The organism is Chryseobacterium sp. SORGH_AS_0447 (genome assembly GCF_030818695.1).
In the GTDB taxonomy this organism is placed as follows: Bacteria; Bacteroidota; Bacteroidia; order Flavobacteriales; family Weeksellaceae; genus Chryseobacterium.
Genome location: NZ_JAUTAR010000001.1, coordinates 3,186,285 through 3,212,241 on the forward strand (window position 1 = coordinate 3,186,285; position 25,957 = coordinate 3,212,241).

Below are 25,957 nucleotides of genomic sequence, written 5' to 3' on the forward strand. Positions count from 1 at the left end.
AAATTTATCTCGTGCTCAAACAGTGGGAATTTTTTAACGCATTAAATTTAAATTTTCTTAACGCCTTCGTTTCCTAGGTCAGTAATTTTATGGTTACAAAACTTCCGGCATCCATCATCCCTCTCCCAGCCTACAAAACTTCCTCCAGAATCTTGATATAAATTTCAATTCCCTCTGCGATTTCTTCGATGAAAATAAATTCATCTGCCGTGTGGGAGCGCCTGCTGTCGCCGGGACCTAGCTTTACCGAAGTACACGGAATAATTGCCTGGTCGGAGGAGGTCGGTGAACCATAAGTGGTCCTGCCTATTTCCAATCCTGCTTTTACAAACGGATGATCCAAGGCAATTTTTGAGGAATTTAACCGGAATGACCTCGCCGTTAAAACCGATTTCATCTGGGACTGAATGATTTCGAAGACTTCCGTGTTGGAATATTCGTCCGTCACCCTTACGTCCAGCGTGAAATTACACGATTCCGGAACAACGTTGTGCTGGACGCCTGCATGAATGCCTGAAAGCGTTACCTTAACTTCACCCAGATAGTCGGAAACTTTGGGGAATTTAAAGTTTAAAATATGCTGCAGGTCCTCCATGCATTTTACAATGGAATTATCATTATTCGGATGAGCGGCATGAGAAGGCGTACCTTTCATTTCCCCGTCGATTACCAGTAGACCTTTTTCTGCAATGGCCAGATTCATCTGCGTCGGTTCTCCTACGATAGCGAGTTCTATATTCGGAAGTTGCGGGAATAAGGCTTCGATCCCGTCAAAACCGGATATTTCTTCTTCAGCAGTGAGAGCGATGATCAGATTATACTGTAAATCTTCTCTGTCATAAAAGTATAAAAAAACCTGCGCCATCGAAACCAGGGAAGCCCCGGCGTCATTGCTCCCCAACCCGAATAATTTCCCGTCTTTTTCAATGGGTAAAAACGGATCCAGGGTATAGGCTTTATTCGGTTTTACCGTATCGTGATGGGTATTCAGCAGAATTGAAGGCTTGAATACATCGAAATTTCTGTTCACCGCCCAGATATTGTTTTTAAAACGTTTGCTGGGAATCCCGTGCTTTTTGAAAAAGTTTTCAATTTCTACGGAGGTATTGAACTCATCCTTACTGAAGGACGGGATTTCAATCAGATTTTTCAGTAATTCTATGGCGTTGTTCAGCAATTCTTCTTTGCTATAAACAGATTTCAGTTCCTGCATGATGGTTTTCGATATGGTTTTTCAGTTGGGTTTCTTTTATTAAGAATACCTTGTTTACATTATTTCTTATGGCTCCCAGCGCATTTTCAAGCTTGGGCAGAATTCCTTTATGTAATTTCCCTGCGTTTTTCAAAAGGGAAAATTCCTGTTCCGAAATATTTTTAATTAACGATTCAGGATTATTTACATCTTCCAAAACCCCTTCTTTATCAAAACAATAGACCAATTCCACATCATATTTTACTGATAAAGCCTGGGCGATCACCGAAGCAATCGTATCTGCATTGGTATTGAAAAGGTGTCCTTTTTTATCGTGGGTGATCGCGGAAAACACAGGAACCAGATCAAGCTTCATCATTTTTGAGATCAGTTTTCTGTTTACCCCTTTCTCGGTAATATCGCCTACGAATCCAAAATCAATTTCCGCATCTTCCCTTTTCTTAGCCTTAATTAAATTTGCATCCGCCCCTGAAAAGCCGATGGCCTTGCATTTTTTCTGCTGAAGCCTGGCCACGATATTTTTATTGATGCCGCCGGCATAGACCATGGCCACCAGATCCAGGGTTTCTTTATCCGTAATCCGGCGCCCGTTCACCATCTTCTGCTCGATTCCAAGTTTATCCGCTAAAGTTGTAGCGAGCTTCCCTCCGCCATGAACCAGGATCTTTTTCTCACCGATCCCCGCGAACTGTTCCAGGAACTCGTCGAGCAATTCCTCGTCGTCGATCAGTGCGCCGCCAATTTTTACGATGTATAACTTTTCTTTCATTTTTATCCTTTTTTACAACCCTTATTTAAACCTCATAGGTTTTTGAAACCTATGAGGTTTAGCTATTTTGTATTGATTTCATCCAGAATCTCAGAAAACACGGCCTGTGCCGAGAAAATCCGGTTTTTGGCCTGCTGGTAAATAATGGAATGTTCCCCATCCATCACCTCATCACTCAGTTCCACATTTCTGCGGACCGGAAGGCAGTGCATGACCTTTGCCTCATGGGTGGCTTCCAGTTTTTCACTGGTCAGCATCCAGTTTTCTTTTACTTCGGGCATCGCCGCATAATCATCAAATGAAGACCAGTTTTTTACGTAAACAAAGTCTGCATCTTTCAGGGCTTCTTCCTGATCATGGATCACCGGTACGTTTTTCGTAAATTTTTTGTCCAGATCATAGCCTACCGGATTGGTGATCACGAAATCAACATCCATTTCCTGCATCCATTCGGCAAAAGAATTTCCTACCGCCTGTGCGATCGGCTTGATGTGCGGCGCCCAGGTCAGAACAACTTTCGGCTTACCTTCTTTCTTCCAGTTTTCAGTAATCGTGATACAGTCTGCAAGGCTCTGCAAAGGATGGCGCGTCGCCGATTCCAATGAAATGACCGGAACTTTGGCGTGCTGCTCAAACTGACTTAAAATACTTTCATTCACGTCATCTTCCTTGTTTTTCATGCCGGCAAAACAACGCACGGCGATGATATCGCAATACTGGTTCAGCACCTCGATTGCATCTTTGATGTGTTCTACAGTATCACCGTTCATCACGGCACCGTCAGCAAATTCAAGGTTCCAGGCTTCCTGGGCCGCATTTAGAGTAAGCACATTTAACCCTAAATTCTGAGCGGCAATCTGGCTGCTGAGACGTGTTCGTAAACTTGAATTCAAAAAGACCAGCCCGATGGTTTTCCCTTTTCCTTTCTCAGGTTCCGAGAGCGGATCTTCTTTGATTAATAAAGCTTTTTTTATAATTTCCTGTAAGTTTTCAACGTCACTTACAGCGGTGAATTTTTTCATTGTAATTGATTTTTAGGAGCTTTCGGTTATTGCTTTTTTTACGCAGATGATTGCGCTTTATTTCAACACATCAGTCACATGAGAGAGTTTAAATTACTTTTATAATATTTTAGAACATATCAGATAAAAATCAAGATTTTCTAAAACTGATGTGGTCTGTATTTTCAAATCTATATCTCTAATTTATGATCCGTTAAGCTTTTCTGGCTTTTATTGTTTCATTCTTCCACAGATTGCGCGGATTTTCACAGATGACAGCGTGGCTTCGAGAGCCTTAGTCAACAATAGAATAGACCTATTGAAAATCTCTGATTTTCTTCTTCTGTGATCTAAAAATATACGTAAAGCTTTAAACTTAAAATCTGATGTGCCTAATGTGTTAAAAAGCTTTTGTGACTTTTGTGGTTTAATTCTGTCACGTAATTTCCTAATGTATAAAAACTTCCTGCTCTTTTACCGTTATATTTTCTAAAACCGTTTTTAAAGCTGTAACAAACAGATCGGTTTCCTCTTTTTTGATATTCAGCGCTGGGAGAATCCTCAGCACCGTCTTATCGTTGGAATTTCCTGTAAAAATATGATGGTCATACAACAGACTGTTCCTCACTTCCGCACAGTCCCTGTCGAGTTCAATACCGATCATCAGTCCTTTCCTCCGGATCGTTTTGATATGCGGAAAATCCTTAATCGCATCTTCAATATACGCTCCCATTTTCTGAGCATTTTCGATAAGATTTTCCTCTTGCATCACATCCAGTACAGCGATCGCCGCTGCACAGGCTAAATGATTCCCGCCGAAAGTGGTTCCCAGCAGGCCGTTGCTGGCTTTAAATTTCGGGTGGATCAGAACACCGCCGATCGGGAAACCGTTCCCCATTCCTTTCGCCGTGGTAATCACATCGGCTTCTATCTCAAACTCCTGATGGGCGAAGAAATATCCGCTTCTTCCATAGCCCGACTGCACTTCATCCAGAATCAGGACGGTATTATGTTTTTCGCATAATTCCTTGATTTTGGTTAAAAATTCAACCGTTGGAATCATAATTCCGCCTACCCCCTGAATCCCTTCGATGATGACCGATGAAATTGCATTTCCTTCTTTTTCGAAAATATCTTCCAGCTGCGCGATGTTGTTCCATTCCGATTTAATAAACCGCTCATCATAGTTTACCGGAGCAACGATCTTCGGATTATCCGTAACGGATACTGCTGCCGAGGTTCTTCCATGGAATGAACCTGAAAAATAAAGCACTTTGCTTTTCCCGTTATGAAAAGAAGCCAGCTTTAATGCATTTTCATTGGCCTCCGCTCCCGAATTGCACAGAAAAAGGTTATACTCTTCCAGCCCGGAAAGCTTTCCTAATTTTTCGGCCAGCTCAGTCTGCAATTCATTCTGAACGGAGTTGGAATAGAAAGATATTTTGTCTAACTGTTCTTTTAATCTGCCCTGATAATACGGATGATTATGCCCGATGGAAATCACCGCATGGCCGCCGTAAAAATCAAGATACTGTTCTCCTTTGTCGTCCCAGAGAAATGATCCCTGCGCTTTGACAGGATTGATGTTAAATAATGGATATACGTTGAATAAATTCATGTCTTAAATTATAAATGATGATTGATAAATGATTGCTTCTAAAAATTCACCATTGACTTATTGACTATTCACCTCTTGGGTTATAATTGATAAGTGATGATTGATAAGTGATAAACAATACATTTTTTTTAATTCACTATTGACCTATTGACCATTCACCCCTTGAATCATAATTGATGATTTATGATTGATAAATGATAGATTCTAAAAATTCACTATTGACCTATTGACCATTCACTTTTTAACCATTCACCTTAAAAAGCTACCGGCTTCAGGTTCAGTCCCAGGTTTTCTTCCCAGCCCATCGCGATATTCATGTTTTGTACCGCCTGTCCGGAAGCACCTTTCAATAGATTGTCAATCGTTGAGTGAATGACTGTCACATTCCCACATCTTTCAATCTGAATCACACAGCGATTGGTATTGACAACCTGTTTTAAATCAATGCCTTTTTCACTTACCGTTACGAAAGGCTCCTCTGCATAAAACTCCCTGAACCACTGCTCGATATCTGATAGTGCCGCCTCTGTTTTTATCGTAGAGCTCGTAAAAATTCCTCTTGCAAAATCCCCTCTCCACGGAACAAAATTCAAGCTGACTTCATCTGAGTTCAACGTAACCAGCTGTTGCAAAATTTCATCCACATGCTGATGCGTCAGTGTTTTATAAGCTGAAATATTATTGTTCCTCCAGGTAAAATGCGTCGTCGCCTGCAAAGACTGCCCCGCTCCGGTAGATCCTGTAATTCCGGTGGTGTAAACATCATTAAGCAACCCTTTATCTGCTAAAGGAAGCAAAGCCAGCTGAATGGCGGTGGCAAAACATCCCGGATTGGCAATACTCTTAGCTCCTGAAAGCTGTTTTTTATTAATTTCGGGCAATCCGTAGATAAAATTTCGGTCTCCGAAATTCCCGTCCAACCGGAAATCATTTCCCAGATCGATCACCAATGTTTCTTCCTTTACCGGATTCTGAGCCAGCCAGTTCCGGCTTTCTTTATGAGGAAGGCACAGGAATACAATATCGGTATCCTGCGGCTGATCGGTCAGCACCATATCGCAAACGGTTTCCAGGTCCGGGTACAGATCTGAAATCTTGATTCCCGGATTGGAACGGCTGTATAAAAAGCTCAGCGAAATGTTCGGATGAAAAGCCAGAATGCGGATCAGCTCACTTCCGGTATAACCGTTCGCTCCTATAATTCCTACCGTCTTCATAGAGTTGAATTGATATTTTTAAAAAATTAAACATACTTAAAAGGTAAAAGCTTAAAGCCAATAGCCAGCAGCAATCAGCCATTCGCCTTATTGATCTGATGGTATATATTCAATGAATTGCTCAGAATTTTTGTGTAGCCTTTTACATCATCGCCCGTCCAGGCCCTGTTCGCTTCCCCATAACTTCCGAATTTGTCGGACATCAGATCATGAACGGATTCAATCCCGTTTAAAATAAAACGGTACGGATGAAGGGTTACGAAAACTTTACCGCTGACTGTTTTCTGGGAATCCGTAAGGAAAGATTCGATATTTCTCATTACCGGATCCAGGAAAAGCGCTTCGTGAAGCCAGTTCCCATACCAATCGGACAGCTGTGACTTGATCGTCTGCTGGTATTTCGAAAGCGTATGTTTTTCCAGTAAATGATGCGCTTTGATGATCACGGAGGCTGCTGCCGCTTCAAATCCTACCCTGCCTTTAATGCCTACAATAGTATCCCCGACGTGGATATCACGGCCGATTCCGTAAGCAGATGCAAGCTGCTCAATCTTCTGAATCGCATAGACCGGATGCTCAAAATGTTCTCCGTTTACTGCGGTAACTTCCCCATGGGTAAACTCGATTTCCAATCCGGAAGGCCGGGTTTCTTTAATTTGTGATGGAAACGCTTCTTCAGGAAGGTAATTTCTTGAAGTCAGGGTTTCTTTTCCGCCCACCGAAGTTCCCCACAATCCTTTATTTACGGAATACTGCGCTTTCTGGAATTCCTTATCATAGCCGTGGCTTTTGAGGAATTCAATTTCTTCTTCACGGGACAAAGCCATATCACGGATCGGCGTAATGATTTCCACTTCCGGGCACATCACCTGGAAAATCAGGTCAAAGCGGACCTGGTCATTTCCTGCTCCAGTACTTCCGTGCGCAATGGCATCCGCACCGGTTTCAATCGCATATTTAGCAATTTCCTGTGCCTGGATGGTGCGTTCTGCGCTTACAGACAGAGGATAGGTATTGTTTTTCAGCACATTCCCGAAAATCAGATATTTTACACAAGACTGATAATAATCTTTCTGAGCGTCTATGCACCTGTACTCTTTTACGCCAAGGTTCAACGCCCTTTTCTCCAGTTCTTTTTCCTCTTCTTCCGTAAAACCTCCGGTGTTCACCGTTACGGCATACACCTCATACCCCAATATTTCACTGAGGTATTTAGCACAGTACGAGGTATCGAGACCTCCGCTAAACGCTAAAACTACTTTCTTGCTCATTATTGTATCGATTATCCGGCTGACTATTTTCAGCACTGTTTTTTTTTACATTTTCAGGAACGAAAAGCATCGCCGTACACAGACAGTTTTTCCGTTCTTTTTTCATCAGAATATCATAATTCACGCAGCTTTTGCAGCCGTTCCAGAATTCTTCATCCTGGGTGAGTTCGGAATAGATGACAGGCTTATAACCGAGGTCGCTGTTAATCTTCATCACCGCCAATCCGGTGGTTAATCCGAAAATTTTGGCTTCCGGATACTTACTCCGGGATAAAGCGAATACTTTATCCTTGATCAGGGTAGCGACTCCCAGATGCCTGAAATTCGGAGAAACAATAAGTCCCGAATTGGCTACAAACTGACCGTGAGACCAGGTTTCAATATAGCAGAACCCTACCCACTTGCCGTTATCCGTGGCCACTACCGCATTGCCTTCAGTAATTTTCTTACTGAGGTATTCTATGGAACGCTTGGCTATTCCCGTTCCTCTGCGCTGTGCAGAATCATACATTTCCTGTTGTATTTCATTCACATACATCAGGTGAATGGATGAGGAAACTTCTATATTCATGTATTTATCTGAATTTTTTGGCAAATTTAAAACATAATCACTTTAAAAACCAAATATTAAAGATAATTTTTAGCTTAAAATATTATTAAAAAGTTAATTTATCTTTACATAGAATTAATATATTGCTAAATTATTATATATTTGCTAAAAATATATAGTTATGGAAAATAAATGTCCTAAATGCAACAGCATCAAGGTCGTAAAAAGCGGAATCGTTAATGAAAAACAGCGTTTCCTGTGCAAGGATTGCAAATACTATTTTACGGTAAAAAAATTGGGAAAACAGATTGACTATTACTATGTAACCAAAGCCTTACAGCTTTATCTTGAGGGTTTAAGCTTCCGGGAGATCGAAAGGATCATCGGGGTTTCCCATGTCACCATCAGTTCATGGATCAAGAAATACAACATCACAAGACCGCCCCATTCGGAGTTTCATCCTGTCTACAAAATACTGAAGCAAAACGAGCTGATCGAATACATGTCAAAAGAAGAGAACATTAAAAATTCAGGACTTATCATCACCCAGTTTGCGGATAAATACATGCTGATTAAATGGGAAAGATTTAAAAAATGAGCAATGAGTAATAGGTAATAAGCAATATAAACAACAGTTGATAAATAGTCATTCATTACTCATTACCCATTACCCATTACCTATATATACCCTTACCATTAATATATATTAAATTTTCTTAACTGAATTATTAATTACAATTTGGCTTTCATAAAAAACAACGCCAAAAATTGATAATTTATGAAGAAATTACTCACTTTTCTCGGATTAGCTTTAATCAGCAATTCTTTATATTCCCAGGGTTCGCCGGATTATGGAAGCGGATTAAAACTCAACCTGAATCAACAGGGCGACAAATACGTTCGGTTTATTTTATGGGATCAGTTCTGGCTGAGAAATACAGAAATGAACCCGGGCAGCATGGTAGGCGGTGAGCCGACTGACAATTCCTGGAGCCTGGGAAACCGCAGACTTCGTGCGCTGGCTTACGCACAGATTTCCAAAAGATACATGATTATGCTTCATTTTGGAATTAACAATCAGACCTTCATCAACGGCGGAGCACCCGGAACCACAGGTACCGGAGGAAACGGCAACGGGAAAAAGACCCAGCTGTTTTTCCATGATGCATGGAATGAGTACGCTGTAGTCCTGCCCGGAGAAGCCGGAAAGTTCAGCCTTTCGTTGGGAGCCGGACTGCATTATTACATGGGACTTTCGCGAATGACCATGGCTTCCACGCTGAATTTTCTTACGGTGGACTCTCCGATTTTCACCTGGCCTTTAATTGATAATTCCGATCAGTTTGCCCGGCAGCTGGGGATGTTTGCCAAAGGAAAATATGGAAAGCTGGAATACCGCTTCAGCCTGAACAAACCTTTTGCAACCGATCTTACTCCTGCCAATGTTCTCGATCCTTCAAAAGCGGTAGCGGTTGACAACAACGGAAACCCGAATTTCTCAAAAGCAGGGTATGTGGAATATCAGTTTTTGGATGAAGAATCGAATCTGCTTCCTTTCAAAGTGGGTTCTTATCTTGGAACAAAAAAAGTCTTCAACATCGGTGCGGGATTCTATCATCAGAAAGACGGAACACGGACTTCCGTCAATTCAAATATCGAAAAGCACGACATTACCCTGGTGGCTGTTGATGCCTTTGCCGATATTCCTTTGGGAAATGCCAAAAACAAAATGGCCGTTTCTGCGTATGCCGGCTATTACAATTATCAGTTCGGCCCGAACTACCTCAGAAATCTGGGAATCATGAACATTGCGGCTTCCGATCCTAATTTTATCGGCCAGAAAGCGATTGCCGGTCCGGGAAATATGCAGCCGACCATTGGAACAGGGAACATGATCTATGCCCAGGCCGGATTATTATTACCAAGCCAGGCAGAAAAACCTAAAATCAGGATTCAGCCTTTCGCAGCATATACGCATAAAAGTTTTGAAGCATTGGAGAAATCTTCTTCCCAATTCGATATCGGAGCCAACTGGTTCCTGGACGGCCATCACGCTAAAATTACGACCCAGTACTCCACAAGGCCAGTGTATACAAGCCCGACAGAAAGCCCTTCTTCCAAAGGAGAATTCATCATCCAGTTCCAGATTTATCTGTAGAACCTATTGGCTACGGCCGTCTCAAATAAATTTCAGAAAACTCAATATCAAATTTTAATTAACACTAAACCAAGCAATATGAGCGAAAATCATCACGATGCTTACCAAAACATGACCGAGAAGCAGAAAAACCGCACGATCTGGAGCGTTATTACCGCATCCTCACTCGGCACCCTGATCGAATGGTACGATTTCTATATCTTCGGAAGTTTGGCCGTCGTTTTAGCAACAAAATTTTTCCCGGCAGACAATCCTACGGCCGCTTTTCTATCCACCTTGGCGACTTTTGCCGCAGGATTTGTGGTGAGGCCTTTCGGAGCGCTGTTCTTCGGAAGACTGGGAGACCTTATCGGAAGAAAATATACGTTCCTGGTCACTTTGCTGATTATGGGATTCTCAACATTCCTGATCGGGTGTATTCCAAGTTATGAAACCATCGGGTTTATGGCGCCTGTCCTGGTTTTAATTTTAAGATTATTACAGGGACTGGCATTAGGAGGGGAATACGGAGGTGCCGCAACCTATGTGGCAGAATACGCCCAACCTCACCGGCGGGGTTACTGGACTTCCTGGATCCAAACCACAGCAACGGCAGGTCTTTTCATTTCATTAATCATCATCCTGATTACCAAAAGTACATTATCGGCCGAAGATTTCGATAACTGGGGATGGAGGGTTCCTTTCTGGATCTCGATCCTGATGGTAGGCGTTTCGTACATCATCAGAAAGAATATGAAAGAATCGCCGCTTTTTGCGAAGGCCAAAAGTGAAGGAAAAACATCCAAAAACCCGTTGAAAGAAAGCTTCGGAAATAAGTTCAATTTTAAATTCGTGCTACTGGCCTTATTCGGGGCCGCCATGGGACAAGGGGTTATCTGGTATACCGGGCAGTTTTACGCCATGAGTTTCCTCCAGAAAGTAATGAATATCGAATCAGCACAAGTCGACAAGCTGATGGCTATTGCGCTCCTAATGGGAACTCCTTTCTTCGTATTTTTCGGATGGCTTTCCGATAAGCTGGGAAGAAAAGCCATCATGATGACGGGAATGCTGGTGGCTATTCTGGCTTACCGACCTATTTATGACAAAATGTTCAACAGCATCGACCTGAAATCAAAAACCGTTGCGGAAAGCGGCCTGGTTGAAAAAAGAACGGCGAAAGTTCATGACAAAATCACGACCGACAGTTTGATTACGTTCCATAAAGAACTGACCTATACCGACGGTACTTTCATGAAAAAAGACAGCATCGTTCACTGGTCGCCGACAGGACCGGTAATGAAAGACGGAAAAGCTGATAAACCTACCGTTACCCAAACAGTAAAGATCAATACCGACACGAATATACTGCTGATCTTTTTAGTATTTATCCAGGTGATTTTCGTAACAATGGTGTACGGACCGATTGCCGCCTTTTTAGTGGAAATGTTCCCGGTGAGGATCCGTTATACCTCCATGTCGCTGCCTTATCACATCGGAAACGGGGTCTTCGGAGGATTGCTTCCTGCCGTAGCCACTTACCTGGTAACAACAGGAAAAGAAGCCGGACATGCCACCTGGTATCTAGAAGGTCTCTGGTACCCGATCGGCGTAGCTTCTGTCTGTCTTTTGATCGGTATATTCTATCTTAAAAACAAGAACAACAATATTCACGATTAAGTGCTGAAGCATTCAAATTTTTATTAATTTTAAAACTACTAAAATGAACGGATTAAAAAAAATATTAGGCTTACTCTGGATCGCCATTGCGCTTGTGGTAGGATATTTCGGAATTACCGTTTTGGGAATTCCTAAAATAAGCTCAGGAAAACAGGAAGACCTTGTTTTCGGGATTATTATCCTTTTCGTGCTGATGCCGATTATCTCAGGCGGGCTGGCCATTTTCGGCTATTATGCCCTGACAGGAGAATATGCCGACGAGAAAAATTAATGTATAAACAATGAATGATAATTGATCAGTGATGGATTAATTTCCGTCAGATGATCAATTATCGTTTGTTATTATCTGTAATAAAAAGAGTTTGTTAAAAAAATGATGACTTGAATTAAATCAGATGTCAATCATCATTTATCAATGATCAATCATGAAAAAAAGACACGAACAAAAACTGATCATTCTAAGCATCGGGCTGGTAATTGCCTTCAGCATACCTGTTTCAATGCTGTTCAACAGTTCCCAGGAAGTTTTCGGCTATCCGATGATCCTGGTGTATATTTTCGTGGTCTGGATGGTTTCCATCATTATTTCTTTTGTAATCATAAAAAAATATGATGAGTAGTTTCGCATTATTCACTGTAGTTTTGTTTTACCTGGCCCTTCTGTTCTTAGTCGCTTATCTGGCGGAGAAGAAGACGAGCAAGCTCTGGATCAACAATCCATACATCTATGCACTTTCTCTCGCAGTCTACTGTACGGCCTGGACGTATTACGGAAGCATAGGTGTTGCAGCGACCAGCGGACTCAATTATCTTCCGATTTATGTCGGTCCCATTATGATTATCCCGGCTTGGATTTACATCAATACCCGGATTGTAAGGATTTCCAGGGTCAACAAGATCAGCAGCGTGGCCGATTTTATTTCTTTGCGGTATGGGAACAGCAGAAGTCTCAGCGCCATTATTACCATTGTATGCCTTTTGGCTATTGTGCCTTACATCGGCCTTCAGATCAAAGCCATTTCCGAAACCTTTCACCTGGTTACCGAAACGGAAATTTCGAAAAATATTTTAACGGACAATGCCACTTTCGTAGTGATATTAATTGCTTTATTTTCCTCCTATTACGGAACACGGTACGTCGATGCTTCGGAAAAGCGGTTGGGAATCATCTCAGCGATCGCGCTGGAAAGTTTCCTGAAGCTGTTCTTCATTATTATTTTAGGATTGTTTGTGATCTATTTCGCTTTTGACGGGTTTTCCGATATTTATCAAAAGGCAAGCAAGTTTGCAGATTTTAAAGAGAAAAACACATTCAACGGGATTGAAGGCGCCATGAACTGGATGGTGCTGTGCATGATTTCAGGAACTGCGATCTGCATTCTCCCACGGCAGTTTCACACAGCCATCATCGAAAACCGACAGGAAAAGCACATCAAAACGGCCATCTGGTTTTTCCCGCTCTATCTGTTGATTTTCACCATCTTTATTTTTCCGATTGCCTGGGGCGGAAGGCTGATCTTTGAAGGACAAAACGTGAATCCTGAGTTCTACTCTATTTTAATTCCGCAATATTTCGACAAAACCTGGATTACGGTCTGCGTTTTCCTGGGCGGACTGAGTTCTTCCGTTTCGATGATCATCATTTCCGCGATCACTTTATCCATCATGCTGTCCAACAACTTGATCATCCCATATGGACTGCTGGGAAAATTTAAAGCAGAAAATGAAATAAAAAACACCCGCAATATTACCAACATCCGGAAGTTCAGCATTTTTGCACTGATCATTATGGCTTTCGCTTTCTATAAATATTTTATTCTGAAAACTTCACTGGATTCGGTGGGTTTGATCTCTTTTGTAGTGATCGCCCAGCTGGCTCCCGCATTCTTCGGCGCTATTTTCTGGCGGAGGGGAAGCTACAAAGGCGCCGTTACCGGATTGCTGGCAGGACTGATCATCTGCTATTTCGGCCTAATTATTCCTCAGTATTATTTTTCGTACAACCAGGAATTTAAAGAAGTGCTCAGAGGACTGTATGATGCATTCGACTTTTTTACCATCCCTTTTCTGGGCAGGATCCCGGAGATTTTCTTTTGGTCGCTTCTGGTGAATGCAGGGCTGTTCGGCATTATTTCCGTAAGCAGCAAAGGGAACTACCGGGAAAGAAATTTTGCAGAGCTTTATGTAGATATCGACAAATACATCCAAAATCACGAGAATGCATTCATCTGGAGGGGAACGGCTTATGTTTCGGATATTAAAAACATCCTGGAACGGTTTTTAGGAAAAAAGAAAACTGAACAGGCCCTTCGGATCTTCAATTTAAAATACAACATCGACTCGGAAACGGAGACCGCTGATTCCCGCTTTATTAAATTTTCGGAAAACCTGCTGGCAGGAAGAATAGGAACCGCTTCGGCAAAAATTTTAATCGAAGGTGTTACCAAAGAAGATAAAATCTCACTGAAGGAAGTACTGAATATTTTAGAGGAATCCAAAGAAAACATCATCCTCAATAAAAAGCTTACCGAGCAGTCGGAAGAGCTTAAAAAATTATCGGATGACCTGAGAAATGCCAATAAAAATTTAATTATTAAAGACCAGCAGAAAGACGACTTCCTGGATTCTGTGGCACATGAGCTGAGGACGCCCATCACCGCCATCCGCGCGGCCGGAGAAATTCTGGCAGACGACGATGACATTCCTTCAGAAATCAAAAAGGAGTTTCTGAATAACATCATTACCGAATCTGACCGTTTAAGTGAAATCATCAACGACATCCTGTATCTGGACAAATTGGAACATGGGGAAATTGCCCTGCACATCAGAGAAAACAACATACTTGAAACCTTTAAAAAAGCATTGAATCCTCTCCTGCATCTGATTCAGCAGAAAAATATCCATTTAAGCGAAGTCAATCTTCTCAACAAGGTTTTGTTTGCCTATGATGAGGCACGGATGATCCAGCTGTTTCAGAATATTTTGGGGAATGCATTGAAATTTACAGATGAGAATGGCACGATCCAGACCAAATTATCCGAAAAAGAAAACGAGGTGGTCATTAAGATCTTCAATACAGGAAAACATATCCCGGAAGAAGATCTGGAACTGATTTTCGATAAATTTTACCAGTCCAAAAACCAGAATATTCTAAAACCGACAGGAAGCGGCCTTGGGCTGGCCATTTCGAAAAAAATCGTACAGGCACAAGGCGGAAGCATAAAAGCAGAAAACAGCGGGTTAGGTGTTACCTTTACGGTTACCCTGCCCGACAGAAAATAATATAGAAAAGGCCCTCCGGGTTCTTATTTAATAAAGAAAAGAAAACATGAAAAGGATCATTATTGCAGATGACGAACACAAAATATTAATGTCACTGGAATACAGCTTCAGGAAAAACGGCTACGATGTCTATATTGCCAGAGACGGAACAGAGGTTCTTGAATTTTTAAAGACCATGGTTCCCGATGTCATCTTACTGGACATCATGATGCCGAATATGGACGGCTACAGCACCCTGGATCGCATTAAACAGGATGAAAAACTGAAAAATACCAAAGTGATTTTCCTGAGTGCAAAAAACAACCCGAAAGACATTGAAAAGGGACTGGAAATGGGAGCCGATGCCTATGTAACAAAACCTTATTCGATCAAAAAGCTGATGCAGCAGATTGAGGAGATGCTAGGGAATGAATGATGGCAGATCGTTGATGGTGGTATAGCCGGGATTAAATTTAACTGAAAATCGTATGACGAACATGGAAGATTTATTTAAAAGGAGCATAGAAGACAAAGAAGGTTTCTGGAACGAACAGGCCGGGGAAATAAGCTGGTTTCAATTTCCAACACAAATTCTTTCTAAGGACGAAAACAGGTATGCTCAATGGTTTTCCGACGGAAAGCTGAATATGTGCTATTTGTGTATCGACAAACACATCGAAGACGGTTTCGGAGAGCAGACTGCCATTGTGTACGACTCGCCGGTTACCGGCCAGAAAATAAAATATACATTCAGTCAGGCGAAAGAGGAAATCTCGAAACTGGCTGGGGGCCTGATTTCGTTGGGTTTGCAGAAAGGAGATACGGCCGTGATTTACATGCCGATGATTCCGCAGACCTTATTTGCGATGCTGGCGTGTGCCAGAATCGGCGTCATTCACAATGTGGTTTTCGGCGGTTTTGCACCGAATGAACTCGTGGTACGGATCGATGACTGCAAGCCGAAAGCCCTGATTACCGCAACGGCAGGCATCGAAATCACCAAAAGAATTCCCTACCTCCCTCTGGTAGAAAAAGCCATTGAGCTGGCCCAGGACAAAGTGGAAAATATTATTGTTTACAACAGGAAATTAGCCGACAATCAGCATGAAATGTTTGAAGGGCTGATCGATTATGAAACATTGGTTCAGCAATCGGAGCCGGCAGACTGTGTACCCGTAGAATCCACTCATCCACTCTACTTACTGTATACTTCCGGAACCACAGGTAAACCCAAAGGAATCACCCGTGATACGGGAGGCTATGCCACCGCATTGAAATTTTCCATGAATTTTATTTACGGCGTGAAACCTGGAGAGACCTATTGGGCGGCCTCCGATTTCGGGTGGGCCGTCGGCCACAGCTTTTCCGTCTACGGACCTCTGATCAACAGCAATACAACAGTTATTTTCGAAGGAAAACCGGTGATGACACCAGATGCAGGCACATTCTGGAGAATCATTTCGGAATATAAAGTTTCGGTAATGTTTACCGCTCCTACCGCCATCCGTGCCATCAAAAAAGAAGATCCAAACGGTGAATTGGTGAAGAAATATGATTTAACCCATTTTAAAAAACAGTTTCTCGCCGGTGAAAGATGCGATGTGGCGACCCTAGACTGGTTTGCAGAACACATCGGTGTTCCTGCCATCGACCATTGGTGGCAGACGGAATCAGGATGGCCGATGCTCGGCTTGCTGACCGCTGACGATACTTACAAAATTAAAAGAGCTTCTGCCGGAAAACCGATTCCGGGATACGATATCAAAATTTTCGATGAAAACGGACTTGAACTGGATGCCCACCAGGAAGGTTACTTAATCATCAAGCTTCCGCTTCCGCCGGGCGCACTGCTGGGTATCTGGAATGATAACGAACGTTTTCAGAGCAGCTATTTATCGCAGTATGACGGTTATTATTTCTCAGGAGACGGCGCTATCAGAGATGAAGACGGATATATCTTCATTACCGGAAGAGTGGATGACGTCATCAATGTAGCCGGACACCGTCTCTCGACTTCCGAAATGGAAGAAATCGTCTCATCCCATCCAGATGTGGCCGAATGTGCTGTGATTGGAATTGATGACGAATTGAAAGGACAGGTTCCGTTTGCGACGGTAGTCCTGAAAAACGGCACGGATACTTCCGATGAAAATGTAGAAAAAGAGATCGTACAGATGGTCCGCGAAAAAATCGGTGCGGTAGCGTGCCTTAAAAATGTAATGACGGTGAAACGGTTGCCGAAAACGCGATCCGGAAAGATTTTAAGAAAACTGATAAGAACTTTACTGGACGGTAAGGAATTCCAGATTCCATCGACGATTGATGATGAAAAAATCATTGAGGAAATCCAGCAAAAAATCAACGAATATAGAGCGCAAACAAGAAATTAAACTTAAATTTAAATAACGAAAATTCAAATAAAAACGAAAGGGATATGAGAAACTACCTGATAGAAGATTTACCGCATTATTTTGAAGAATATAAAAAATCCATTAAAAACCCTAAAAAGTTCTGGGACAAAGTCGCCGATCAGAATTTTGTATGGTATCAGCGATGGAGCAAAGTCGTGAAATACGACATGAACGAGGCTAAAATTACCTGGTTCAAAGGGGCGAAACTCAACATCACCAAGAACTGCCTGGACCGGCACCTTTCCGTACGGGGCGACAAAACCGCCATCATCTGGGAGCCGAACGATCCGAAAGAAGAGGCACAGTATATTTCCTACAATGAACTGTATACAAGGGTAAACAAAACAGCCAATGTCCTGAAAGAACTGGGCATCGAAAAAGGCGACCGGGTATGCATCTACCTTCCGATGATTCCTGAACTGGCCGTTACCATGCTGGCCTGCGCCAAATTGGGAGCGGTGCATTCCGTAATTTTTGCAGGATTTTCCGCATCAGCCGTTGCATCAAGGGTAAACGACTGTGAGGCTAAAATGGTCATCACATCCGATGGAAGTTACCGGGGCAACAAAGTGCTGGATTTAAAAAGCATCGTGGATGAAGCATTGGAGAAAACGCCAAGCGTAGAAAAAGTACTGGTCGTAAAAAGAACGAAAAATGAAATTAAAATGAAAGAAGGGCGCGACTTCTGGATGGCAGACCTGTACGAAAATGCGTCTCCCGATTTCGTTACCATGATCATGGATGCCGAAGACCCGCTTTTCATTCTGTATACTTCAGGCTCGACCGGAAAACCGAAAGGAATGCTCCACACCTGTGCCGGATACATGGTCTATACGGCCTATACTTTTAAAAATGTATTCAACTATAAAGAAAATGACATCTACTGGTGTACGGCCGACATTGGCTGGATCACAGGCCATTCCTATATTTTGTACGGCCCGTTGCTGAACGGCGCGACGACGGTGATCTTCGAAGGTGTTCCTACCTATCCGGAGCCTGACCGATTCTGGGAAGTGATTGAAAAACATAAAATTACCCAGTTTTATACCGCCCCTACCGCCATCCGTTCATTAGCAAAAGAAAGTGCGGAATGGGTAGATAAGCATGACCTGAGTTCGCTGAAAGTTATCGGCTCCGTAGGAGAACCTATCAATGATGAAGCATGGCATTGGTTCAACGACCATGTCGGAAGAAAAAAATGCCCGATCGTTGATACCTGGTGGCAGACGGAAACCGGAGGAATTATGATTTCACCGCTGCCTTTCGTTACGCCTACAAAACCGACCTATGCTACCCTGCCGCTGCCGGGAATACAGCCCGTCCTGATGGATGACAAACGAAATGAGATCATGGGCAACCAGGTTACCGGAAATCTGTGCATCCGTTTTCCGTGGCCGGGAATTGCCAGAACCATCTGGGGCGATCATCAACGGTATAAAGAAACGTATTTTACGGCTTTCCCAGGGAAATATTTCACCGGTGACGGCGCTTTACGGGATGAGGTCGGCTATTACAGAATCACCGGACGGGTGGACGATGTAATTATCGTTTCAGGACATAACCTGGGAACTGCCCCGATAGAAGATAGCATCAACCAACATCCGGCTGTAGCTGAATCTGCAATTGTAGGTTATCCTCACGACATCAAAGGAAACGCTTTATACGGTTATGTGGTCCTGAAAGAAACCGGGGAAAGCAGACAGCGTGAAAACCTGAAAAAGGAAATCAATCAGCTGATTTCAGACCAGATCGGCCCGATTGCCAAACTTGATAAGATCCAGTTTGTTTCCGGGCTTCCGAAAACCCGTTCAGGAAAAATCATGCGCCGTATTCTGCGAAAAATTGCGGAAGGCGACTTCAGTAATTTCGGGGATATTACCACCCTCCTCAATCCTGAAATTGTAGAAGAAATTAAAAATGAAAGTATCTGATCATATTGAACAGCATCAATAAATAAGAAAGCGGGCTTTTCAAGTCCGCTTTTTATTTTATCACAGCTGATCTATTCCCAATTGCTTTCTAAATGCTAAATTTAAGTTGTACTGTTCTTCAGCCGGAACCTCTTTTTTAGCTGTTTTCTCAATATCCTTCCCTTCTTTCGTCCATAAATACGGAACAAAATTAAAAACCTGATCACCATTTAATTTGGCAACATCTTCTTTCCAGGTTTTCCATCGGTAACCTTTGTAAAATTCTTCGAGATGATGATTAAAGCAGAAATCTAAGAATTCCGTGTACGTAAGATCAAGGGGCTCAAATTCCAAAGTATCGGGTGCAAAATAATAGATCTTGCCCACATCTTTTCCAAGTCCGCCACCATTTAATACAAAGAAACCGCCAATTGCATCATCGGCAACCAACAGATACGATGAGGGTTGCCCAAAATCTGTAAAAGTTTTCCCAAGATTCCAGTCAGGTAAACTTCTGGTTAATCTCGCATTTCCGGAACCCAATATTCTAATCCACCCATTGTCAATTAAAATACCGCCGGTTTCGTACACAATTGAACCCATCGGGGAACGGGTTGTAACCTGGATTTTATATAAAGCTTCTACTGCTTTTTGCTTATCTGCCGGCAAGATTTCAACTTTATTTTTTGCGGCCTTAACCCATTCCATAACGAATGGCCAGCCTGAGTCGTTTTCGTTTATTAATTCTTCAATTGGATGCATTGTTTTCTGAGAAAATGTGGTTAGGAAAAAAATGTCAGAAATAAAGTATAGCGTTTTTTCATGGAAATTGATTAACATGGTCATTCATAGTGTAGACAGATAAAATCCGTCCTTCGTATTAATTTTGTTATAAATTTAATAAAATACTTGAAACATCTTAAAAGTTTAAAAATCTATTTACACTTATTGATAAGGGCAAAATCATGATCTCTTCTATAGTAAATTATTGATGTTAGAAATAAAATAAATCCGTTATGTTCCGGATAAAAATTAAAGTTGAAAACCGACTAAACATTTGAATTTTACGATAAAGGAAGCTAAAATTCAATAACAGAAAACCTACAGGACAATCCACAGATCTTTAGCTTTGAAAAGTGCGGAAATTTTCGTATTTTCGTTTAAATATAGGCTTTTGCACAAATGAGTTACGACTTCGAACAGGAAAATAAAGAGATCTTAGCCCGATATAAGGATCTGATCTCTAATACATACAGAACATTGGATGAGGAAAACAACAAACTCATCCGTAAGGCATTCGATATTGCCCTGGATGCCCACAAGGACCAGCGCAGGAAAACGGGTGAACCCTACATCTACCATCCCATCGCCGTTGCCAAAATCGTAGCGACGGAAATCGGTTTGGGGGCTACTTCTATTGCCTGTGCCCTCCTTCACGATGTTGTTGAAGACTCCGATTATACCTATGAAGATCTGAAGAAAATTTTTGGTGAGAAAATAGCCGATATTGTAAACGGGCTTACCAAGATTTCCATCATGAACCACCAGAATATTTCGGTGCAGTCTGAAAACTACAGGAAATTGCTACTGACACTTTCTGAGGATTTCCGGGTTATCCTGATCAAGATTGCGGACAGGCTTCACAATATGCGGACGTTGGAAAGCATGGCGCCGGACAAGCAGAAAAAGATCGCTTCTGAAACCGTGTACATTTATGCGCCGATGGCCCACCGTTTAGGGTTGTACAACATCAAATCCGAGCTGGAAGACCTTTCCCTGAAATACAACAATCCGGATGTCTACAACGAGATCACGCAAAAATTGGAACTTGCGAAGGAAAGCCGTGAGAAGTACATTGAGGAATTTAAAAAAGAGGTTTCCGAGAAGCTGCATGAGGAAGGTTTGCACTTTAAAATCAAAGGACGGGCGAAAGCCATTTCTTCGATCTACAGAAAAATGCTGAAACAGGGAGTTTCCTTTGAAGAAGTGTATGACAACTACGCCATCCGGATCATTTATAAATCTGATGCCAAGAATGAGAAATTCCTGGCCTGGAAAATTTATTCGATCGTAACAGATGTCTACCATAGCAATCCTTCCAGGATGCGCGACTGGATTACCCAGCCCCGTTCTACCGGTTATGAAAGTTTACATTTAACCGTACTTGGGCCGGATAAAAAATGGATCGAGGTTCAGATCCGTTCGGAAAGAATGGATGAGATTGCCGAAAAAGGGGTTGCCGCCCACTACAAATACAAAGAAGGGTACAAGCAAAGCTCGGAGGACCGGAATTTTGAAAACTGGGTAACCGAAATCCGCGAAGTCCTCGAGCAGCAGCAGAACCTTACGACTTCTGAGCTTCTAGATAACATTAAGCTCAACTTATACTCAAAAGAGGTTTTTGTCTTTACGCCAAAAGGGGAAATTAAGATTTTACCGACGAATGCCACCGCTTTGGATTTTGCCTTTTCCGTTCACTCCGATCTGGGTATGAAATGTTTAGGGGCAAAAATCAACGGAAAGCTGGTGCCGATCTCCTATGTTCTTCAGAATGGCGATCAGGTGGATATTTTGTCCTCCCAAAACCAGAAGCCGAAATCCGACTGGCTGGAATTTGTAGTCACTTCAAAAGCCAAGTCAAAGATCAAGAGTTATTTAAACTCGCAAAAGAACCAGCTGGTAGAAGACGGAAAAGAAATCCTTCAAAGAAAACTCCGTCATGCAAAAATTAATTTTAACGATGAAGAAATCAATAAACTTCAGAAATTCTTTAATCTTAAAACATCTCAGGAACTGTTCTTAAAATTCCAGTCGAATGAACTGGATGCAAGCAGTTTAAGAAAATATATCGAAAGCAAGAATGTATTCAACAACTTGCTTTCAAGATTCAGAAAATCTCCGACAAAAAATACTGTTTACGTAGAGCCGAAGGAGCAAAATCTGGACATGATCGTCTTCGGAAAAGATGAAGAAAAGCTGAATTACAGCTATGCCAAATGCTGTACGGTAATCCCGGGTGACAAAATTTTCGGATTTATCACCATTTCAGACGGAATTAAAGTTCACAGCGACAACTGTCCGAATGCCATCAATCTCCGCGCCCAATACGATTACCGGGTGATTCCTGCGAAATGGGTGAATGCGGAAAGCTTCAAAAACAGGGTAAAAATAGAGATCGAAGGACTCGACCGGATGGGAATGATCAACGATATCACTACCGTTATCAGCGGCTCGATGGGAATGGACATGAAAAGCATGTCTATCGAATCCAACGATGGAATTTTTACAGGAACAATTATTCTTGAGGTAAAAAATAAAAGCCAGCTGGAGCAGACCTTTAAGAAGTTAAAAGACATTAATGGAGTTTCCAGGGTGAGGAGAATATAAGTATCAATGAATCTGACACAGTATTTTAAAGAGTTTTTCAGGAGCAGCCAGTCCTCCGGAATCATCCTGATGGTCTGTGTCGCCGTCTCATTACTCATTGCCAATTCTTCTTTTGCAGGAAACTTTCAGAATTTTTTAAACAAAGAAATTGGAACCGACATCTTTCACCTGAAATATCCGGTAAGCATCTGGATCAATGATGGTCTAATGGCCATATTTTTCCTTCTGGTAGGACTGGAAATCAAACGGGAAATGATCGAAGGCGAACTTTCTTCATTTAAGAATGCTTCCCTTCCCATTTTTGCCGCCATTGGCGGAATGCTGGTTCCGGCAGTGATCTATACGGTATTCAATTCAGGAACAGCATATGCAAACGGTTGGGGAATTCCAATGGCTACGGATATCGCCTTTTCATTGGCTATCGTTTCCATGCTGGGAAAGAAAATTCCGAATTCCATTAAGATTTTCCTGGCGGCATTGGCGATTGTGGATGATCTGGGAGCCATTCTCGTGATTGCCATCTTTTATACCGAGCAAATCCATTGGAGTTATTTACTGCTTTCTTTGGGAGTAACCGCATTGCTTTTCTTACTGAATTACTTAAAAGTTACCAGGATTATCTTTTATCTTATTCCGGGAATCTTTTTATGGTACTTCCTGCATCATTCAGGAATCCATGCCACCATTGCAGGCGTTCTGCTGGCGTTTTCCATTCCGACAAATGTTTCAACAACAGAAATTTCCCCTTTGGAAAAACTTGAGCATCAGCTGCATTTCCCGGTAAGCTTTCTCATCATGCCCGTTTTCGCCCTAACCAATACCAATATTACTTTTACCAAAGAAATGGTTTCCGGGCTTACGAGCACCCTCGGATCAGGGATTATCTGCGGGTTGGTACTGGGAAAATTGGTTGGAATTAATTTGTTTTCGCTAATTGCGGTTAAATTCAGATTAAGTTCCCTGCCTCAGAACAGCTCATGGAAACAGATGATCGGTGTCGGCTTGCTCGCCGGAATCGGATTTACCATGTCAATTTTCATTGCACTGCTTTCGTTTAAAGGACAAACCGAAATTCAGGACGAAGCTAAGTTTGCCATTTTAATCGCCTCATTCATAGCAGCGGTTTCAGGATTTATTATTTTAAAAACAGCTTCGAAAAACGAAATTCCGGAAGAAGATTAGTTTATTCCTGATTTTTATCTTTTAGATTTTTACGGCGGTTTTTAAGGGTCTTATTGTCAAGTTCCTTGCTTTTCCCTTCTCTTTTTAACTGATCGGACAGCAGCTTTTCGATCCTCACTTTTCTGATGGCCATATTCAACTCGTTGCCGAAAAGCAGCAGGTAAACGTTTACATTAATCCAGATCATCAGCAGGATCATACTTCCGATGGATCCGTACAACACGTTGTAACGGGCGATATTCTTCACATAAAGCGCAAAGATATAGGTTGTCACTACAAATAAAACAGTCGTTAAAATAGCCCCCGGAACTGCCTGCCTGAATCGGGCGATCCGTACCGTGCCCAGCCAGTAAAACAGAGCGAGCAATATAAAATAAAAAATAGGGAAAGATACAAACCCGATGATTTTCGAAAGGTTTTTGACCAGCCAAGAAATATCCTTCACCGGCGTAAAGAGCTTCAGTACAAACTCCGAATAGTAGACTCCGAACAGAGAAAGAAAAACAATAGAAATGAAGCCGATGGTAATAAAAAAGGAAAGGATAAATTCTTTCACATCGGTCATTTTTTCATCCGTATTTTCATTAAATCCGTTGATCAGAGAAAAAGTTCCGTTGGTGGCAAATATCAGGGCAAAAACGATCGTCAGGTTACTGATGCCTTTCATATTCGGAACGATGCTGTTTTCGATATAATCCCGCACATCACCTTCAATATTGGACGGGAAAATATTGTGCAGCAAAACATCAAAAATATAAAACTGAAGCTTGTCGTAATGCGGCATGTATGGCAGAATCGACAGGAGGAAGAGAATAAACGGAAACAAACTGATGGTAAAGCTCCATGAAATGGCTGCTGCTTTACGGCCTATCTTATCTTTAAAAATTCCGCGGATATAGATCTGAAACATTTGCCAGAGAGAAATTCCCAATACAGGAATATGGATACCGTCGAAAAACTCTTGAATTTTCAAGATAAATTTAGGTAGTTTTGCGCTCATTCTTTAATAATATGTTCCGTCCGACATTCCGGTATTAAATTATCAATACGCCCGCAACAGCAGGTTTTCTCAATAAGAAATACGGAAAAATACAGGAAGGAATTTGTATTTGTATCAGACCGGTGTTCCTACAAAAGTAATGAATTTTTTAAAATTAACGTTTCAGCGGAAATTACGGAATGATGACTTTCTTTAATTTATGAATATCTTTGTCATTTAAAATTAAGCCACAACATGCAGATCAGTTTACTTTGTATCGGAAAAACAGACGATAAGGAAATTACTTCTTTGATCAATTATTACCTGAAACGTCTTCCGAAACACTGGAATTTTGAAATTACTGAAATCCCGGATGTAAAAAATGCGAAAAACCTTTCACCGGATCTCCTGAAAAAAGAAGAGGGAAAACTGTTTTTAAACCACATCGACAGGACGGATCTTGTGCTGATCCTGGATGAGAAAGGAAAGCAGTTTACCAGCAGGGAATTCGCCCAGAAAATAGACCATTGGATGAATGCTTCGGTAAAAAAAATCCATCTGCTGATTGGCGGGGCCTACGGATTTTCAGAAGAAATGTATTCCAGGGCCAACGAGAAAATGTCGCTGTCTAAAATGACGTTTACCCATCAGATGATCCGGCTGTTTATCGTAGAACAGATCTACCGTGCCGACCAGATCCTACAGGGTAAACCTTATCACAATGACTGATGAAACGGTTAAGGCTCGGGCCGGCAAGCCGGCCCGAGCCTTAACCCGGATATTTTAAATACGTATCGTCTTTATAAAGCGACTGACTGCTTGATGATTACTTTTTTCGCAAGCGTACCGAAGATGATTCCAAGAACAGATCCCGCGAATGCGCCTACCAGAATATCTCCCGGAAAATGCACGCCCAAATAAATCCTGCTGTAAGAAACGACCACCGCCCATACAAACAGCACATAAGGAAACCATCTGAGCTTACGCCCCAATAAAATAGTAAGGTAAGTCGCCAGGAAAAAGGTATTGGAAGCATGGGAAGAATAAAAGCCGAACTGTCCGCCGCATTTCACGATTCTCATGACATGCTCCAGACTCGGATCATGACACGGACGAAGTCTTTCGACACCGTGCTTGAAAACACCCGCCAGCTGGTCGGAAACCGTAACCCCGATGGCGACGAAAATCAGGATAAAAACCAAAGACCGCAGCTTATAGTTTTTAAATAAAAAATAAAAGAAAATAATATACAGCGGAACCCAAATCCACGTACTGGAAATCAACATCCAGAACTGGTCGAAACGGGAGTCTCCCAAATTATTGAGAAACAGAAAGACTTTTTTATCTTCCAGAACAAGCTCCTCCATCCTC

21 protein-coding genes and 1 pseudogene are annotated in these 25,957 nt (G+C 42.1%); 12 read left to right on the forward strand and 10 right to left on the reverse strand.

Going from position 1 to position 25,957, the window contains the following annotated elements; all coding sequences use genetic code 11:
• Nucleotides 1-130: 130 nt before the first annotated feature.
• The 7 genes from QE422_RS14580 to QE422_RS14610 form a co-directional block, all read right to left on the reverse strand.
• Nucleotides 131-1,213: a M20 family metallo-hydrolase gene (locus tag QE422_RS14580; RefSeq protein WP_307459850.1), complete on the reverse strand. Its 1,083-nt coding sequence runs from the start codon at nt 1,211-1,213 to the stop codon at nt 131-133.
• Nucleotides 1,188-1,982, reverse strand: a complete 795-nt coding sequence (gene argB, locus QE422_RS14585) for an acetylglutamate kinase (protein WP_307459852.1) — start codon at nt 1,980-1,982, stop codon at nt 1,188-1,190. Before argB ends, QE422_RS14580 begins: the two co-directional genes overlap by 26 nt.
• Nucleotides 1,983-2,044: 62 nt before the next feature.
• Nucleotides 2,045-3,004: an acetylornithine carbamoyltransferase gene (locus tag QE422_RS14590; RefSeq protein ID WP_307459855.1), complete on the reverse strand. Its 960-nt coding sequence runs from the start codon at nt 3,002-3,004 to the stop codon at nt 2,045-2,047.
• Between the two features lie 427 nt (nt 3,005-3,431).
• On the reverse strand, nt 3,432-4,601 hold the full coding sequence (locus QE422_RS14595) for an aspartate aminotransferase family protein (protein WP_307459857.1): 1,170 nt from the start codon (nt 4,599-4,601) through the stop codon (nt 3,432-3,434).
• Nucleotides 4,602-4,855: 254 nt separating this feature from the next.
• On the reverse strand, nt 4,856-5,818 hold the full coding sequence (gene argC, locus QE422_RS14600) for an N-acetyl-gamma-glutamyl-phosphate reductase (protein ID WP_307459860.1): 963 nt from the start codon (nt 5,816-5,818) through the stop codon (nt 4,856-4,858).
• 74 nt (nt 5,819-5,892) lie between these two features.
• On the reverse strand, nt 5,893-7,089 hold the full coding sequence (locus tag QE422_RS14605; RefSeq protein WP_307459862.1) for an argininosuccinate synthase: 1,197 nt from the start codon (nt 7,087-7,089) through the stop codon (nt 5,893-5,895).
• On the reverse strand, nt 7,061-7,660 hold the full coding sequence (locus QE422_RS14610) for a GNAT family N-acetyltransferase (protein WP_307459865.1): 600 nt from the start codon (nt 7,658-7,660) through the stop codon (nt 7,061-7,063). Before QE422_RS14610 ends, QE422_RS14605 begins: the two co-directional genes overlap by 29 nt.
• Nucleotides 7,661-7,820: 160 nt before the next feature.
• On the opposite strand from QE422_RS14610, the gene QE422_RS14615 reads away from it, so the two are divergent.
• The 9 genes and pseudogenes from QE422_RS14615 to acs all read left to right on the forward strand — a co-directional run.
• Nucleotides 7,821-8,237 (forward strand): helix-turn-helix domain-containing protein, encoded by a 417-nt coding sequence (locus QE422_RS14615; protein ID WP_307459867.1) that lies wholly within the window; start codon nt 7,821-7,823, stop codon nt 8,235-8,237.
• Between the two features lie 180 nt (nt 8,238-8,417).
• Nucleotides 8,418-9,797, forward strand: a complete 1,380-nt coding sequence (locus tag QE422_RS14620; protein WP_307459869.1) for a porin — start codon at nt 8,418-8,420, stop codon at nt 9,795-9,797.
• 78 nt (nt 9,798-9,875) lie between these two features.
• Nucleotides 9,876-11,456 (forward strand): MFS transporter, encoded by a 1,581-nt coding sequence (locus QE422_RS14625; RefSeq protein ID WP_307459871.1) that lies wholly within the window; start codon nt 9,876-9,878, stop codon nt 11,454-11,456.
• Between the two features lie 43 nt (nt 11,457-11,499).
• On the forward strand, nt 11,500-11,727 hold the full coding sequence (locus QE422_RS14630) for a DUF6814 family protein (RefSeq protein ID WP_307459873.1): 228 nt from the start codon (nt 11,500-11,502) through the stop codon (nt 11,725-11,727).
• Between the two features lie 154 nt (nt 11,728-11,881).
• Complete coding sequence (locus QE422_RS14635; RefSeq protein ID WP_307459878.1) at nt 11,882-12,076, forward strand: hypothetical protein; 195 nt, start codon at nt 11,882-11,884, stop codon at nt 12,074-12,076.
• A complete protein-coding gene (locus tag QE422_RS14640) occupies nt 12,069-14,738 on the forward strand; it encodes an ATP-binding protein (RefSeq protein ID WP_307462375.1) in 2,670 nt (889 codons plus the stop codon). The genes QE422_RS14635 and QE422_RS14640 overlap by 8 nt, the downstream gene beginning before the upstream one ends.
• A gap of 46 nt (nt 14,739-14,784) precedes the next feature.
• Complete coding sequence (locus QE422_RS14645; protein ID WP_307459881.1) at nt 14,785-15,153, forward strand: response regulator transcription factor; 369 nt, start codon at nt 14,785-14,787, stop codon at nt 15,151-15,153.
• A gap of 61 nt (nt 15,154-15,214) precedes the next feature.
• Nucleotides 15,215-17,107, forward strand: coding sequence for an AMP-binding protein (locus QE422_RS14650; protein WP_307459883.1), 1,893 nt, complete (start codon nt 15,215-15,217; stop codon nt 17,105-17,107).
• Nucleotides 17,108-17,136: 29 nt separating this feature from the next.
• Nucleotides 17,137-19,059: pseudogene (acs, locus tag QE422_RS14655) on the forward strand (acetate--CoA ligase); the annotation flags it as partial.
• Nucleotides 19,060-19,119: 60 nt separating this feature from the next.
• Here the strand turns inward: acs and QE422_RS14660 are convergent.
• Nucleotides 19,120-19,800 carry a DUF2625 domain-containing protein gene (locus QE422_RS14660; protein ID WP_307459886.1) on the reverse strand — a complete coding sequence of 227 codons (681 nt, stop codon included), beginning with the start codon at nt 19,798-19,800 and terminating at the stop codon, nt 19,120-19,122.
• A 420-nt stretch (nt 19,801-20,220) separates the two neighbouring features.
• Here QE422_RS14660 and QE422_RS14665 point away from each other — a divergent pair, with 420 nt between their 5' ends.
• Together QE422_RS14665 and nhaA are read left to right on the forward strand one after the other, a co-directional pair.
• Nucleotides 20,221-22,425 carry a bifunctional (p)ppGpp synthetase/guanosine-3',5'-bis(diphosphate) 3'-pyrophosphohydrolase gene (locus QE422_RS14665; RefSeq protein ID WP_307459888.1) on the forward strand — a complete coding sequence of 735 codons (2,205 nt, stop codon included), beginning with the start codon at nt 20,221-20,223 and terminating at the stop codon, nt 22,423-22,425.
• Nucleotides 22,426-22,431: 6 nt separating this feature from the next.
• A complete protein-coding gene (gene nhaA / locus QE422_RS14670) occupies nt 22,432-23,607 on the forward strand; it encodes a Na+/H+ antiporter NhaA (protein WP_307459889.1) in 1,176 nt (391 codons plus the stop codon).
• A gap of 1 nt (nt 23,608) precedes the next feature.
• On the opposite strand, the gene QE422_RS14675 is transcribed toward nhaA, so the two are convergent.
• Entirely contained in the window at nt 23,609-24,607 is a 999-nt protein-coding gene (locus QE422_RS14675) for a YihY/virulence factor BrkB family protein (protein WP_307459891.1), read from the reverse strand.
• Nucleotides 24,608-24,841: 234 nt separating this feature from the next.
• Between QE422_RS14675 and rlmH the strand changes: the two genes are divergently transcribed.
• Nucleotides 24,842-25,315 (forward strand): 23S rRNA (pseudouridine(1915)-N(3))-methyltransferase RlmH, encoded by a 474-nt coding sequence (gene rlmH, locus QE422_RS14680; protein ID WP_307459893.1) that lies wholly within the window; start codon nt 24,842-24,844, stop codon nt 25,313-25,315.
• 71 nt (nt 25,316-25,386) lie between these two features.
• On the opposite strand, the gene QE422_RS14685 is transcribed toward rlmH, so the two are convergent.
• The gene (locus QE422_RS14685) at nt 25,387-25,953 is read right to left on the reverse strand and encodes a phosphatase PAP2 family protein (protein WP_307459896.1); all 567 of its coding nucleotides are present in this window, start codon (nt 25,951-25,953) and stop codon (nt 25,387-25,389) included.
• Between the last annotated feature and the right edge of the window lie 4 nt (nt 25,954-25,957).